Raw genomic sequence first — 12,641 nt, 5'->3', positions numbered from 1 at the left:
GAACGGCGTTTACCGAGCGCGTCCGGGTGGTTACCCGCGTTTCCTCTGGTAACGGGCCCGAGGGGTATTTCCGGCTCTTGCACGCTGGGCCGAACGGGTGAAAGTGAATTCGCCCGTCCGCTGCGCGGAGTGTCCGTGGTGCGAGAAAGAAGGGGCACCGGCCTTGCCTCGGGCGACCCCTTCGGCGGCCCTCTCGGCGACGACGCCGCGTGCCGCTCGGGCGGAAGATGATCTCGGTCACGAGAGGCTGTGCGCAGGGCGCGTGAACTTTACATCAAACGAGCTATTGTCAATCGAGATGTACATCCTCTATCGTCCTGTAAACCCAGCCAACGGAGGAGGGTGTGATGAGCGGAGCGACGATCCCCGCCGGATCGACCGAACGGTGGCGTGACCGCAAGCGCTACCTGTGGCTGATCGGCCTGGTGGTGCCGTCCCTGGCCTTCCTCGCCATCGGCCTGCACGCGGCCACCGGCTGGGGCGGGTGGTTCTGGATCGGGCCGGTCGTGATCCTCGTGATCGTGCCGCTGATCGACCTGATCGCCGGGCTGGACCGCAGCAACCCGCCCGACGACGTCATCGAGCGGCTGGAGAAAGACCGCTACTACCGCTGGATCACCTTCGCCTTCTTGCCCGTGCAGTACCTCGGCTTCGCGGCCGCGTTCTGGCTGGTCGCCCACGGGGGCCTGGGCGTCGTGGACAAGATCGGGCTCGCCGTGTCGATCGGCTGCATCGGCGGGATCGGCATCAACACCGCGCACGAACTGGGCCACAAGAAGGAGAGCCACGAGCGCTGGCTGTCGAAGATCGCGCTGGCGCAGAGCTTCTACGGCCACTTCTACATCGAGCACAACCGCGGCCACCACGTCCGCGTGGCGACTCCGGAGGACCCGGCGAGCAGCCGCGTCGGCGAAAGCTTCTACCGCTTCTGGCCGCGCACCGTCTTCGGCTCGCTGAAGTCGGCCTGGCGCCTGGAGCGCAAGCGCTACGCACGGCGGGACAAGCACCCCTACCGCCTCGGCAACGACGTCCTCAACGCCTGGCTGATGTCGGCGGTCCTCTGGGTCGCGATGATCGCGTGGCTGGGCGTGGGCGTCCTGCCGTACCTGGTGATCCAGGCCGTCATCGGGTTCTCGCTGCTGGAGATCGTCAACTACATGGAGCACTACGGCATGCTGCGTCAGCAGGTCGGCGCGCCCGGGAAACGCCGCTACGAGCGCGTGGATCCCAGCCACAGCTGGAACTCCAACAACATCGCCACCAACGTCCTGCTCTACCACCTGCAGCGGCACAGCGACCACCACGCCAACCCGACGCGGCGCTACCAGACCCTGCGCGACTTCGCCGAGTCCCCGGTGCTGCCCACCGGGTACGCCGGGATGATCGTGCTGGCGCTGGTCCCGCCGTTGTGGCGCCGCGTGATGGACCCGCGCGTGCTCGCCCACTTCGACGGCGACCTCTCCCGGGCGAACATCCAGCCGGGCAAGCGCGACAAGCTCCTCGCGCGCTACGGGACCCGCGTGACGATGGACGTCCGGGCGGCGGCCGACACCCACGGCGACGCCAGCGAGGGCGGCATGTGCCCGGGCTGCGGCTACGTCTACGACGAGCAGCTCGGCGACCCGCGCGAGGGCTTCCCGGCCGGCACGCCGTGGTCGGCGATCCCGGACTCCTGGTGCTGCCCGGACTGCGGCGTGCGCGAAAAGGTCGACTTCGTCGCGCCGGGCCGGGTGGGTGCGTGATGCGGATCGAAGCGGACCGCGGCAAGTGTGACGGCCTGGGCATGTGCGAAGCGATGGCGCCGGACTTCTTCGAGGTCGGCGAAGACGGCACGGTCGTGGTGCTCGACGAGCGCCCCGGCGAGGAACACCGGACGGACCTCGCCGCGGCGGTCGACTCCTGTCCCGTGCTGGCCCTGAAGCTGACGGACTGACATGACTTTCGTCGTCGTCGGCGCTTCGCTGGCCGGGCTGCGCGCGGTGGAGTCCGCGCGCCGCACCGGGTACCGCGGCCGGATCGTCCTGGTCGGGGCCGAGGAGCACCTGCCGTACGACCGGCCGCCGCTGTCGAAGGCGTTCCTCGACGCCGGCGGTCCCGGCCGCGTCGAGCCGTTCCACCCCGAAACCGTGCTGCGGGACGAACTCGGCGTCGAACTGATGCTGGGTGCTCCGGCCGAAGGCCTCGACACCGACGCGCGCGTGGTGACCGTCGCGGGGACGGCCGTGCACTACGACGCCGTGGTCATCGCCACCGGTGCGACCGCGCGCCGCCTCCCCGGGGCACGCACGCTGCGGACCGCCGAAGACGCCGTCGCGGTGCGCGCCGCGCTGGACGACGGTGCGCGAACGGTCGTGATCGGTGCGGGGTTCATCGGTTCGGAAGTCGCGTCGGCGGCACGCAAGCGCGGCCTGCCGGTGACGATCGTGGAGGCGGCGGCCGTCCCGCTCGTCCGCGCGGTCGGGGAAGCGGCCGGGGCGGAGCTGGCCGGCCTGCACCGCGCGGCCGGCACCGAGCTGCGGCTCGCCACCGAGGTCACCGGGGTCGCGGACGAGGGTGTCCGGCTGGCCGGCGGCGAGGTCGTGCCCGCGGACCTCGTGGTCGCCGGCATCGGCGCGGTCCCGGCCACCGGGTGGCTCGAAGGCAGCGGCCTGACACTGCACGAGCGCGACCGCGGCGTGGTGTGCGACGCGACGCTGTCCGCGGGCCCGCCGGGCGTCTACGCGGCGGGCGACGTCGCGCACGTGGTCAACCCGCTGTTCGACGGCGAGCCGATGCGGCTCGAGCACTGGACGAGCGCGGCCGAGCAGGGTGCGGCCGCCGCTCGCCACGCGCTCGATCCGGCGTCGGCGCGCGCCCTCGAGGCCGTACCGTACTTCTGGTCCGACTGGTACGGCCACCGGATCCAGTTCGTCGGCACCCCACGCGCCGACGAGGTGGTGTCCGCGGGCGGGGTGACGCTGTACCGCCGCGGCGACCGGATCGTCGGCGCGCTGACCGTCGACCGCCCGCGCGAGATCATGAAGTACCGCAGGCGCGTCGCCGCGCGGGCGGCGTGGGCGGAAGCGCTGGCCTTCGCGGGAGCGGCCTAGAATGGCGATCATGAGCGCCGCACTTCCGGCCCCGCCCGAGGGGGGCCAGCACCGGCGGCCGATCATCACCGCGGCGATCGAGCTGACCGCGCGGTCCGGCTGGCCGGCGGTCACGATGGCCCGGCTGGCCGAGGTCGTGGGCGTGAGCCGCCAGACCGTCTACAACGAGATCGGGTCCAAGGCCGCGCTGGCCGAGGCGATGGTCGCGCACGAGCTCGACCGGTTCCTCTCGGTCGTCGTCGCCGCCTTCGACCGGCACGAGACCGACCTGGTCGAGGCGATGTACGACGCCGTCCGCTCGGTCCTCGAGCTGGCCGACGACAACATCCTGCTGCGCGCGATCGCCTCCGCCACGCACGGCACCGCCCCCGAGCTGCTCCCGCTGCTGACCACCGAGGCGGGCACGCTGCTGACGAAGGCCAAGACGATGCTCACCGCGCGCGTCGCCGCCTACCACCCGCCGCTCACCGACGAGCAGGTCGCCGTCGTGATCGACATCGTCGTGCGCACGGTGCTCAGCCACGTCATGCAGCCGTCGGACACCCCGGCCCGCACCGCCGACGCGCTGGCCTGGGTCGCGGCCCGCGTCCTCGGCATGGACGCGACCCCGTCGCTGCGGCACCGCTGACTCACCGGAGGCCGTGCCGGTCCAGCCACGCCGCGATCTCGGCGGCGATCTCCTTCGGGCGGTCCTCCTGGGCGTGGTGCCCGGCTTCCCCGCAGGCGACGACGTCGAGCGCGGCGACGTTCCGTTCGCACCACCGCGTCAGCTTTTCGCCGATGAGCAGCGTGGGTGAGCCTTCGAAGGTCAGGAGCAGCTTCGGCGTGCCGGCGCTGGTCTTCAGCCACTCGTCGTAGGCCTCGATGCGGGGGATCAGCTCGGCCGGCTCGCCGCCGAGCGGCAGCTGCCGTGCCCACGCGAGGATCGGCCGGCGGCTCTCGGGCGTCGGGAACGGCGCGAGGTACGGCTCGAGGTCCCCCACCGGCGTGCGCACCCCGCCGGTGAACGCCTGCCGCACGAACAGGTTCTGCTCCAGCACCATCTCCTCGCCGACGCCCGGCGTGCGGATCCGGCGCGACCGCTCGGCCGCCTGGGGCGACAGGTCTTCCCAGGCCATCGGCTTGACGATCGTCTCGAAGAACGCCACCCCGCGGACGCGGTCCGGGTGCCGGGCGGCGTGGTCGAAGGCGAGCGCGCCGCCCCAGTCGTGCCCGACGAGGACGACGTCGTCCAGGCCGAGCGCGTCGAACCAGGCGTCGAGGTGGCGGGCGTGGTCGGCGAAGGAGTACTCGATGTCGGGTTTCGCGGAGCGGCCCATGCCGATGAGGTCGGGGGCCAGCAGGCGGCCACCGCCGACGTGGGGGAGGACGGCGCGCCAGCCGTGCGACGAGCCGGGGTTGCCGTGCAGGAAGACGATCGGGGTGCCGGTGCCGGACTCTTCGTGGTGCAGCAGGTCCATGTCTTGTCCCTTCAGGGATCCAGGGGGGTGTCGAGGAGGAGCGTGAGTTCGCGGCTCAGGGCCGCGGTGCGGTCGCCGTCCCGGCCGCCGAGCGGCGCGAGGAGCCGGTCGAGCAGCTCGGCCACGGTCTCGATCGCGGGCTCGACCACTTCGCGGCCGCGTTCGGTGAGGGCCAGCCGGATGGTGCGGGTGTCCGCGGGGTCTCGGGTGCGCTCGACGAGCCCGTCGGCGTCGAGGGAGCGCGCGAGCTTGGAGGTGTAGAGCGCTTCCAGTCCGGTGTGGTCGGCGAGTTCCCGCTGGCTCGGGCTCGCTCCGGCACGCTCCAGGCCGAAGAGCGAGGACAGGAAGACGTACTGGGCGTGCGTCAACCCGATCGGTGCCAGGGCGCGGTCGACGGCCACCCGCCACTTCATGGACAGTCGCCAGACCAGGTGCCCCGGGGTGCTCATGTCAAATACAGTACATGGCTACTAAGTACATGGCTACTGTCTGACCGACGTGAATGACTCATTCATGTCGTCAGGCGACATGAATGAGTCATTCACGTCATGCGGCGAGCTCGCGGATGCGGTCCACGGCCGCCCGGACCTCGGTGAAGCCGGTGGTGAGCGGGCTCAGTCCGACGCGGATTCCGTCGGGACGGCGGAAGTCGATCAGCACGCCGTGCTCGATCAGGACCCGGGAAAGCCGTTCGGCGTCCGGGTGCCGCAGGGTGACGTGCCCGCCGCGGCGGGCGTCCTCGCGCGGCGAGGCCACCGTGAAGCCGAGCGGGACGAGCCACGCGTCGGCGAGGGCGAGCACCCACCGCCCCAGCGCGACGGCCTTGGCCCGCACCCGATCGATCCCGGCTTCGGCCAGCAGCGCGACGCCTTCCTGGACGCCCACCATGCCCAGCACCGGCGGGGTGCCGGACAGCGCGCGGCGGATGCCGGGCGCGGGCACGTAGTGCTCGGCCATGCCGAACGTGTCGGCCGCGCCCATCCAGCCGGTGATCGGCTGCCCGAACTCCGCGTGGTGGCGCGAGTTCACGTAGAGGAAGGCGGGCGCGCCGGGCCCGGCGTTGAGGAACTTGTACGTGCAGCCGACGGCGAAGTCGGCGCCGTTGGCGTCCAGCTCGACCGGGATCGAGCCGACGCTGTGGCAGAGGTCCCAGACGGTGAGAGCGCCGCGGTCGTGCACCAGCCGCGTGATCCCGGCGAGGTCGGCGATCGCGGCGGAGCGGTAGTCCACATGGGACAGGACGACGGCCGCGGTCCGCGGCCCGGTGACGGCGGCGACGTCGTCGGGGTGGACGTCGCCGCCCTCGATCCACCGCACCGTGTGGCCGAGCTCGGCGGCAACGCTCTCGACGAGGAACCGGTCGGTGGGGAAGTTGGCGGAGTCGGTGACGATCTCGTCGCGCCCCGGGCGGAGCGCGGCGGCCGCCCGGAGCGTCTTGTACAGGCACACCGACGTCGAGTCGGCGACGATGGTCTGGCCGGGTGCGGCGCCGAGCGCGACGCGGCCCAGCTCGTCACCGATCCGCTCGGGGAGCTCGAGCCAGCGTTCTTCCCAGGAGCGGATCAGCCGGGCGCCCCACTGGTCGGCGACGAGCTCCTGCAGCCGTTCGGCCGTCGCGCGCAGCGGGCGGCCCAGCGAGTTCCCGTCGAGGTAGGCGACGACGCCGGGGTCAGTGATCGGGACGAAGCGGTCCCGGAACCCCGCCAGCTCGTCGGCGGCGTCGAGGCGCTTCGCCTCCTCGAGCGTGGTCAGTGGTCCTTCCCCTTGACCCGCACGGTTTCCTTGCGCACCTCGGCCTGGGTGGCGCGTTCCCGCACCAGCCAGTCGGGATTCTCGGTCTTCAGCGCCTCGATCTGCTCGGTGGTGAGCGCCTCGGTGACGCCGCCGCGGGTGAGGCCGCCGATGGAGATGCCCAGCTTCGCCGCGACGACCGGCCGCGGGTGCGGGCCGGTGCGGCGCAGCTCGCGCAGCCACTCGGGCGGGTCGGCCTGCAGCGCGTTCAGCTCGTCGCGCGAGACGACGCCCTCCTGGAACTCCGGGGGCGTGGCTTCGAGGTACACACCCAGCTTCTTCGCCGCCGTCGCGGGCTTCATCGTCTGGGTGGTCTTGTGCGACGTCATGCCGTCCAGGGTAGCCAGCGCCCCGCCCGGTAGCCTGACCCGGTGACCTCGTTCCGTCTCGCGTACGTCCCGGGCGCCACGCCCGCCAAGTGGGTGCGGACGTGGGGCGAGCGGCAGCCGGAGGTGCCGCTCGAGCTGGTCCCGGTCGCCGCGGCCGACGCGACGGGCCTGATCCGTTCGCGGGGCGCGGACGCGGCGTTGCTGCGGTCCCCGGTCGACCGCGACGGCCTCCACGCGATCCCGCTCTACACGGAGACGACGGTGGTCGTGATCGCCAAGGACCACCTGATCGCGGCGGCGGACGAAGTGTCCACAGCGGACTTGGCGGACGAGGTCGTGCTGTCGCCGCTGGATGACACGATCGAGTGGCCCGCGCTCCCGGGCCGGGCGGCTGTTGCCCGCCCGGAGACGACGGCGGACGCGATCGAGCTGGTGGCCGCGGGGATGGGGGTGCTGGTGGTCCCGCAGTCGCTGGCCCGCCTCCACCACCGTCGCGACCTGACGTACCGGACGGTGACCGACGCCCCGCAGTCGAGCGTGGCGCTGTCGTGGCTCGAGGACGAGACGACGGACCTGATGGAGACGTTCATCGGGATCGTGCGCGGGCGCACGGTCAACAGCACGCGCGGCCGCCAGCCCGCACCGGCGGAGAAGAAGCGCGCGGAGCGGAAGCCGGCGGCCGCGAAGTCGGCGGGCAAGCCGGCGGCCCGGCGCGGCGGCGGCGCCCCGAAGCGCGGGAAGCCGCGCCGGAAATCCTGACGCCGGCGGTCGCAGCTCAGTTCGTCGAGTACACGCAGTTGCCGTCCGCCCGGTCCGGCAGGTCGGGGTCGTCGAACCACAGGCCGTTCTCGCCGAGGTACCGGAACTGGATCACCGTGCCCGGCGCCACGTCCACCGACGCCGACCGGCGGCCGTTGGAGCGCGTCGTCAGGTGGTGGCGGCCCGGCGTCCAGTCGTTGAACGATCCCACCACGCTCACGCGCCCGGGTGGTGCCCCGGCCGGGAGGCTGAACGTCACTCGCTGGGTGCCGGCCCGGCTCTTGCTGGTCTTGATCACGCTGTGGCGGCCTTTCGGAGAGGGGGAACGAAGGGGGCGTGCTCGGCACTGAGCGCCGACATGATGACACAGCCGTAACCGTTCGGTCACGCGCAGTGCCCGAAGGAATTACCCAGCCGCTCAACGGTTCGCCACCGACCGGGTGGTCCTGTCGCGAACCAAGATCATCTTGCTGCCGGACGTGCTTTCCGGTGCGAGACTGTCTGCCGTGACCGTCGCCGCCGATCGTCAAGTCAAGGACCCGTGTGCCTGGCTCAGCGCCGTCACCCTCGAACTCGCCGGCGCTCACCCGGCCGACACGCGAGGGGTGCTCATGACGGTGTGGGACGGGCTGGTCGCCGCCCGGCTCGCCGGGCTGCACGCCGCCGAGGCTTCGCCGCGCTGGCGGGCCCGGCAGCGCCACGCCGAAGCGGCCGAGTTCGACCTCGCCGTCCAGCTGGCCCGCACCTGTACCGCCGGCCCCGGCCTGGCCATCCCGGCCGGGCTGCCCGGAGCCGCGGTCGCCTGGCCCGTGGAGCGGGCCGACGCCGCCGTCGCCGCGATCATTTCCTTCTGCGCCACGGCCGAAACGATGCTGCGCCGGGCCGGCGAGCTGACCCCGGTGTGGGAGGACAGCCTGCTCGGGCCGGTCGCGCTGACCCGGTGGCTGGCCGACTCCTGGGCGGGCCGCCACACGGGCTGCCCGCTGCGGCTGCCGGTGCCCCCGCCGTCGTGGTGGCGCTGAACGCCGTCCGTCAGGGGAAGGCTGGGCCGGCCGAACCCGGCGCCGGGCGAAAGGAGGCCGGGGTGGCCGGATCAGCTGTCCCGCCCGTGAGACTCCCGCACACGACCCGAGCGGCCGTGCGCGCGGTGCTGCTGGCCGAGCTGGCGTCCGCCGGAACGCGGGCGCGGGCTGCGGGCTGCCCGCCGGAGGTGCTGTTCGACATCCTGGACGCCCGCCTGCACTCGGCGGCCGACGACGGCGACGGTGGTTGCCGTGGTGCGGGCCTCGCCGGTGAGGCCGGTTAGCCGGACTGTGCTCGGCGCCCGGGGCCGGCGAGGTGGTTGACCGGGCTGTGCTGGGCGGCCGTGGCCGGTCGGGGTGGTTGCCGCGGTTCGGATCTCGGCGGCCGGGCCCGGTCGGGCTGACCGCCGCGAGCCGGGTCTCCTCGGCGAGCGCGGCTGGTCCGCCCGCGCTCAGCGGCCGAGGACGGCCAGGACAGTCGCCACGATCCGGGCGAGCCGGGCCTCGTCGGCGAGGGCGGTGGCCAGCCAGTCGTCGCGGGTGGATCCGTGGTGCGGCAAGCGGTCGAGCGCGCTCCCGCCCGTTCCGAACACGCGCCGGACGACGGCGGTGACTGCCGTCGCGGGATCCTCGCCGCGATCCAGTCGCGCCTCGATCGCGCGCAGCGCCCGGTCGGCGCGGCAAGCGAGGCGGGCGTCGTCGGCCTCGTCCGGGCCGACCAGCTGCAGCGGGGCCGGCTCGGCCGCGCCGTCCGCCGGCATCGGCGCGACGGGGGCCCGCTTGTGCCCGAGCGGCCGTTCGACGTGCTCGGCGTGCCACTTCGGCCGGCCGCGCATGGCGGTCAGGACCGTCCGCACCTCGCGGTCGAGCGTGTCGCGCCCGGGCGGCGGCGCCCCGGTGACCTCGGCGCGGCGCGCGGCCCAGCCGTCCAGCGGCCACAGCTCGGCGCCCGCCGTCGCCGGCACCCCGGCCCACACCAGGATCTGGACGGCGAGGTCGCACAGCCACGGGTCGCCGCCGAGGGCTTCGCTCAGCCAGGCCGGCAGGCGAGGCCGTTGCAGGGCCCCGATCTCGCCGCGCCGCCGCCGGTGCGCGTCGACCGTCGCCGGGCTCAGCCGGGTCGCCAGCCAGCCGTCGAAGTTGTCGATCGGGTCCGTCGCGCGCCGCAAAGCGTGCTCGACGACCGCCTCGACGTCGTCGTGGAAGCGGTCGAGGCAGTCCGGGCGCAGCCATTCGAGCCCGCGGACGCAGTCCGCGTGCCGGCGCTGCCGCTCCAGTGGCTTGGTGATCCGCGCGAAGACCAGCGGCCAGGCGACGGTGTAGACCGCCCCGCGCAACCGGGCGAGGTCGCCGGGCGGTGCGGCCGAAGCCGAGCCGGCGAGCCGGCCGTCGCGGGCCAGCCGGCGGACGCCCGCGACGTCCGCCGGCCCGATGGGCGCGTGCGTGGTGTCGAGCAACCCGTCCTCCCCGATGTCGTCGACGGGGAAATGGTCGGTCAGCCGGGGAAGGGGAAAAGGCCGCCCACGGGCCGAATCGCGCCGGAACTGGCCACGCACTGGCCAGCCGGGAATCACCTGATCGGCGCAGCCGGTGCCGCCGATCGCGCGGAAGTCCGCGTGCCACAATCGAAATCCCATGGCACACGAGGACGGGTTGCTCCGTGAGCTCACCACTTTACGGCGCGGCTGGGGAGTGGAAACCGAACGACTGCGCGAACGGCTCGGGCCGCTCGTGTCCGGCTGGTGCGAAATCCACCGGACGGCGAACGACCGCGAAGCGCGGCGGGTCCTGCGCGACGCCGTTTCCGCCGCGATCGCGGAGTTCCCGGCCGACGACCGGCTGGCGGTCAACGTCGCGCTGGGCATCGCGCCCGGCGCGCAGCACGCGCTGCTGTCCGACCGGGTGGGGATCCTCGCGGACCGGCTGCGCATCTCCGAACGCACGGCCCGGCGGCGGATCGACCGGGCGTTCGCCCGCCTGGCCGCCGAGATCGAGGCGGGCACGCGGCCGGGCGACGGCGTGCCCGCCCCGGACGAGGGCTGGTTCGTCAAGCGCGTCAAGGCTTTGGTGCGGCTCGACACCGTCGAGCCGGAGCTGATCGAGGAACGGCTGATCGTGGCGGCCCGCGACGGGCTGAGCCGGATCTCCGCGCAGTTCACCGTGCCCCGCCTCGAAGACGGCCGCGACGGCGAGCGGCAGGTGGCCGCCGACGCCCAGCACGGCGTCCGGATCGCCGACGCGAAACGCGTGGGGCAGCGGCACTTCCGCTGGCTGCTCGACCTCCCGCGGCCGCTGGCGCGCGGCGACACCCACACGTTCGCCCTGGTGATCCGGATCCGGGACGGCCTGCCCATCCGGCCGTCGTACACCTTCGTGCCGCTGGTGACGTGCGAGTCGTTCACCGTGCGGGTCCGCTTCGACCCCGCACGGCCGCCGCGGGTGGTGTGGCGGCTGGACCGGGTGCCGCCGTCGGTGCTCGCCGACCCGCCCCAGCCGGGCGCGCCGCTGCCGCTCGACGGCGCGTGCGAAGTCGCGCAGGAGTTCTCCGCCCCGCAACTGGGCTACGCCTACGGGCTGCGGTGGCTCGACTGAACCCCGGCTAAAATATTCCTTGACTTGAATATTCTCCTGCGCGAATAGTTGGCGCCATGGACGCTATCGCGGCAGCACTGGGGGACGCGGCGCGGTGGCGCATCGTCGAACTCCTCGCCGAGCGTCCCCGGTCGGTCGGGGAGCTGGCCGAGCTGACCGGGCTGCGGCAGCCGCAGACCACCAAGCACCTCCAGACCCTCGCCCGCGCCGGGCTCGTCACCGTGTTCCCGCTCGGACAGCGCCGGGTCTACGCCCTCGAGGCCGAGCCCCTGCTCGGTTTCGCGGGCCGGCTGGCGGATCTGGCGAAGGCGACCGAAGCGCACGAGGGCGAGCGGGACGTCGTCACGCAGTACCGCGCGGCCGTCGAAGCGGACACCGAGGCCCCGGACCGGGACCGGTGGGCGGACGGGCGGGAGTTCGGGTTCGAACGCGTGCTGGCCGTGCCGCGGGACGTCGTCTGGCGGCACTGGACCGACCCGGCGCTGCTGGCGTCGTGGTGGGTTCCGCCGTCGACGACGGTCACCGCGTGCGTCCTCGAGCCGCGGCCCGGCGGGCGCGCGGTGCTCGCCTATCGCGACGCCGACGGCGAGTACCACTCCGAAGGGTGGGTCCGCCTCGCCGCCGAGCCCGGGCGGCTCGCGTTCGACCTCGCGGTGACGGGCGAGGCGGCGTTCACCGGCCACTACGACCTCGAGCTCGCGTCGGTGCCCGGCGGCACCCGGTTGCGGCTCGGCCTGCGCGTCACCGCGACGACGGCCGGGGCCGCGGACGCCCTCGCCGGGCTCGAAACCGGCTGGGACCAGGTGCTCGACCACCTCTCCGACGTCCTCACCCACCAGAAGGGCTGACCACCGTGACCGGTCGCAGAGTCACCGCGAACCTGAGCCTCACGCTCGACGGGCGCTACCACGGCCCCGGCGGACCCGGCGACATGGGCGCGATCGTTCCGTACGCGACGACCGAAGTCGCGCGGCGCCACCTTTCGCGGGTCTGGGAGGGGGCGACGACGGCGGTGCTCGGCCGCCGCAACGCCGAAGGCTTCCTGGGCTTCTGGCCGGCGGTCGCCGCCGACGAGCACGCCGACCCGCGCGACCGCGGCTATGCGAAGTGGTTGGTGGACACGGAAAAGGTGGTCTTCTCGACCACTTTGACCGAGGCGCCGTGGGAACGCGCCCGCGTGGTGAACGCGCCGGCCGCGGACGTCGTCGCGGACCTGAAAGCCACCGGATCGGGTGACATCCTGGTCAACAGCAGCGCGAGCGTCATCAAGCCGCTGCTGGCGGCGGACCTGGTCGACCGGTTGCACCTGATGGTCTGCCCCGAGATCGTGGGCGGCGGGCCGCGGCTGTTCGAAGACGGGCTGCCGCCCACGAAGTGGCGGGTGGCCCACCACGAAACCGGCGAGCTGGGGGAGACGGCGGCGATCTACGACCGCGCGCGCTGATGTCCTTTGTGGACCGAACGTGCTCGCACGCGAACCGCGAAACGGGACCACCCCGTGCCGGGGGTCCGGGGGTCGTCCCCCGGGCGGACACTGCCGGGGGTCCGGGGTTGTCCCCCGGGCAGACACCGCGGGCGCAGGGGAGCGATCCCGGCGGG

General features: G+C 73.3%; 16 protein-coding genes. 10 read left to right on the top strand and 6 right to left on the bottom strand.

Annotated features, from left to right (window positions below):
* Positions 1 to 347 precede the first annotated feature (347 nt).
* From QRX60_RS49025 to QRX60_RS49010, 4 genes are read left to right on the top strand one after another with little or no spacing between them, the layout of a single operon-like run.
* The gene (locus tag QRX60_RS49025) at positions 348 to 1,742 is read left to right on the top strand and encodes a fatty acid desaturase (protein ID WP_285998305.1); all 1,395 of its coding nucleotides are present in this window, start codon (positions 348 to 350) and stop codon (positions 1,740 to 1,742) included.
* Positions 1,742 to 1,933: a ferredoxin gene (locus tag QRX60_RS49020; protein WP_285998304.1), complete on the top strand. Its 192-nt coding sequence runs from the start codon at positions 1,742 to 1,744 to the stop codon at positions 1,931 to 1,933. Before QRX60_RS49025 ends, QRX60_RS49020 begins: the two co-directional genes overlap by 1 nt.
* Before the next feature lies 1 nt (position 1,934).
* Positions 1,935 to 3,089 carry an NAD(P)/FAD-dependent oxidoreductase gene (locus QRX60_RS49015; protein ID WP_285998303.1) on the top strand — a complete coding sequence of 385 codons (1,155 nt, stop codon included), beginning with the start codon at positions 1,935 to 1,937 and terminating at the stop codon, positions 3,087 to 3,089.
* A 1-nt stretch (position 3,090) separates the two neighbouring features.
* The gene (locus QRX60_RS49010) at positions 3,091 to 3,717 is read left to right on the top strand and encodes a TetR/AcrR family transcriptional regulator (protein ID WP_285998302.1); all 627 of its coding nucleotides are present in this window, start codon (positions 3,091 to 3,093) and stop codon (positions 3,715 to 3,717) included.
* Position 3,718: 1 nt separating this feature from the next.
* Here QRX60_RS49010 and QRX60_RS49005 read toward each other — a convergent pair whose 3' ends face one another.
* From QRX60_RS49005 to QRX60_RS48990, 4 genes are all read right to left on the bottom strand, one after another.
* Positions 3,719 to 4,549 (bottom strand): haloalkane dehalogenase, encoded by an 831-nt coding sequence (locus tag QRX60_RS49005; protein WP_285998301.1) that lies wholly within the window; start codon positions 4,547 to 4,549, stop codon positions 3,719 to 3,721.
* 11 nt (positions 4,550 to 4,560) lie between these two features.
* A complete protein-coding gene (locus tag QRX60_RS49000) occupies positions 4,561 to 4,998 on the bottom strand; it encodes a MarR family winged helix-turn-helix transcriptional regulator (RefSeq protein ID WP_285998300.1) in 438 nt (145 codons plus the stop codon).
* Positions 4,999 to 5,095: 97 nt separating this feature from the next.
* Complete coding sequence (locus QRX60_RS48995) at positions 5,096 to 6,301, bottom strand: kynureninase (protein WP_286003862.1); 1,206 nt, start codon at positions 6,299 to 6,301, stop codon at positions 5,096 to 5,098.
* Positions 6,298 to 6,669 (bottom strand): DUF5997 family protein, encoded by a 372-nt coding sequence (locus tag QRX60_RS48990; protein ID WP_285998299.1) that lies wholly within the window; start codon positions 6,667 to 6,669, stop codon positions 6,298 to 6,300. Before QRX60_RS48990 ends, QRX60_RS48995 begins: the two co-directional genes overlap by 4 nt.
* A gap of 42 nt (positions 6,670 to 6,711) precedes the next feature.
* On the opposite strand from QRX60_RS48990, the gene QRX60_RS48985 reads away from it, so the two are divergent.
* Positions 6,712 to 7,428 (top strand): LysR family substrate-binding domain-containing protein, encoded by a 717-nt coding sequence (locus QRX60_RS48985; protein WP_285998298.1) that lies wholly within the window; start codon positions 6,712 to 6,714, stop codon positions 7,426 to 7,428.
* A 16-nt stretch (positions 7,429 to 7,444) separates the two neighbouring features.
* Here QRX60_RS48985 and QRX60_RS48980 read toward each other — a convergent pair whose 3' ends face one another.
* Complete coding sequence (locus tag QRX60_RS48980) at positions 7,445 to 7,726, bottom strand: isoamylase (RefSeq protein ID WP_285480484.1); 282 nt, start codon at positions 7,724 to 7,726, stop codon at positions 7,445 to 7,447.
* A gap of 208 nt (positions 7,727 to 7,934) precedes the next feature.
* Here QRX60_RS48980 and QRX60_RS48975 point away from each other — a divergent pair, with 208 nt between their 5' ends.
* Both QRX60_RS48975 and QRX60_RS48970 read left to right on the top strand, forming a co-directional pair.
* The gene (locus QRX60_RS48975) at positions 7,935 to 8,450 is read left to right on the top strand and encodes a hypothetical protein (protein WP_285998297.1); all 516 of its coding nucleotides are present in this window, start codon (positions 7,935 to 7,937) and stop codon (positions 8,448 to 8,450) included.
* Positions 8,451 to 8,512: 62 nt separating this feature from the next.
* Positions 8,513 to 8,734, top strand: coding sequence for a hypothetical protein (locus QRX60_RS48970; RefSeq protein ID WP_285998296.1), 222 nt, complete (start codon positions 8,513 to 8,515; stop codon positions 8,732 to 8,734).
* 168 nt (positions 8,735 to 8,902) lie between these two features.
* Here the strand turns inward: QRX60_RS48970 and QRX60_RS48965 are convergent, their stop codons facing one another.
* A complete protein-coding gene (locus QRX60_RS48965) occupies positions 8,903 to 10,087 on the bottom strand; it encodes a hypothetical protein (RefSeq protein ID WP_285998295.1) in 1,185 nt (394 codons plus the stop codon).
* 55 nt (positions 10,088 to 10,142) lie between these two features.
* Between QRX60_RS48965 and QRX60_RS48960 the strand changes: the two genes are divergently transcribed.
* Genes QRX60_RS48960 through QRX60_RS48950 form a run of 3 tightly spaced genes read left to right on the top strand, consistent with a single transcriptional unit; the run spans position 10,143 to position 12,486 of the window.
* Positions 10,143 to 11,042 carry a hypothetical protein gene (locus QRX60_RS48960; protein WP_285998294.1) on the top strand — a complete coding sequence of 300 codons (900 nt, stop codon included), beginning with the start codon at positions 10,143 to 10,145 and terminating at the stop codon, positions 11,040 to 11,042.
* A 56-nt stretch (positions 11,043 to 11,098) separates the two neighbouring features.
* Complete coding sequence (locus tag QRX60_RS48955; RefSeq protein WP_285998293.1) at positions 11,099 to 11,890, top strand: metalloregulator ArsR/SmtB family transcription factor; 792 nt, start codon at positions 11,099 to 11,101, stop codon at positions 11,888 to 11,890.
* On the top strand, positions 11,887 to 12,486 hold the full coding sequence (locus QRX60_RS48950) for a dihydrofolate reductase family protein (RefSeq protein WP_286003861.1): 600 nt from the start codon (positions 11,887 to 11,889) through the stop codon (positions 12,484 to 12,486). Before QRX60_RS48955 ends, QRX60_RS48950 begins: the two co-directional genes overlap by 4 nt.
* The last annotated feature ends 155 nt before the right edge of the window (positions 12,487 to 12,641 follow it).

This window comes from Amycolatopsis mongoliensis (assembly GCF_030285665.1).
GTDB lineage: Bacteria > Actinomycetota > Actinomycetes > Mycobacteriales > Pseudonocardiaceae > Amycolatopsis > Amycolatopsis mongoliensis.
Note: the sequence above shows the minus strand (reverse complement) of the source record. Positions and strands in the feature narration are given on the sequence as shown.

Bases quoted from the DNA above. Each gene is read 5' to 3' on its own strand.
- QRX60_RS49025 (WP_285998305.1), top strand. From the start codon at position 348: ATGAGCGGAGCGACGATCCCCGCCGGATCGACCGAACGGTGGCGTGAC.
- QRX60_RS49020 (WP_285998304.1), top strand. From the start codon at position 1,742: ATGCGGATCGAAGCGGACCGCGGCAAGTGTGACGGCCTGGGCATGTGC.
- QRX60_RS49015 (WP_285998303.1), top strand. From the start codon at position 1,935: ATGACTTTCGTCGTCGTCGGCGCTTCGCTGGCCGGGCTGCGCGCGGTG.
- QRX60_RS49010 (WP_285998302.1), top strand. From the start codon at position 3,091: ATGGCGATCATGAGCGCCGCACTTCCGGCCCCGCCCGAGGGGGGCCAG.
- QRX60_RS49005 (WP_285998301.1), bottom strand. From the start codon at position 4,549: ATGGACCTGCTGCACCACGAAGAGTCCGGCACCGGCACCCCGATCGTC.
- QRX60_RS49000 (WP_285998300.1), bottom strand. From the start codon at position 4,998: ATGAGCACCCCGGGGCACCTGGTCTGGCGACTGTCCATGAAGTGGCGG.
- QRX60_RS48990 (WP_285998299.1), bottom strand. From the start codon at position 6,669: ATGACGTCGCACAAGACCACCCAGACGATGAAGCCCGCGACGGCGGCG.
- QRX60_RS48965 (WP_285998295.1), bottom strand. From the start codon at position 10,087: ATGGGATTTCGATTGTGGCACGCGGACTTCCGCGCGATCGGCGGCACC.
- QRX60_RS48955 (WP_285998293.1), top strand. From the start codon at position 11,099: ATGGACGCTATCGCGGCAGCACTGGGGGACGCGGCGCGGTGGCGCATC.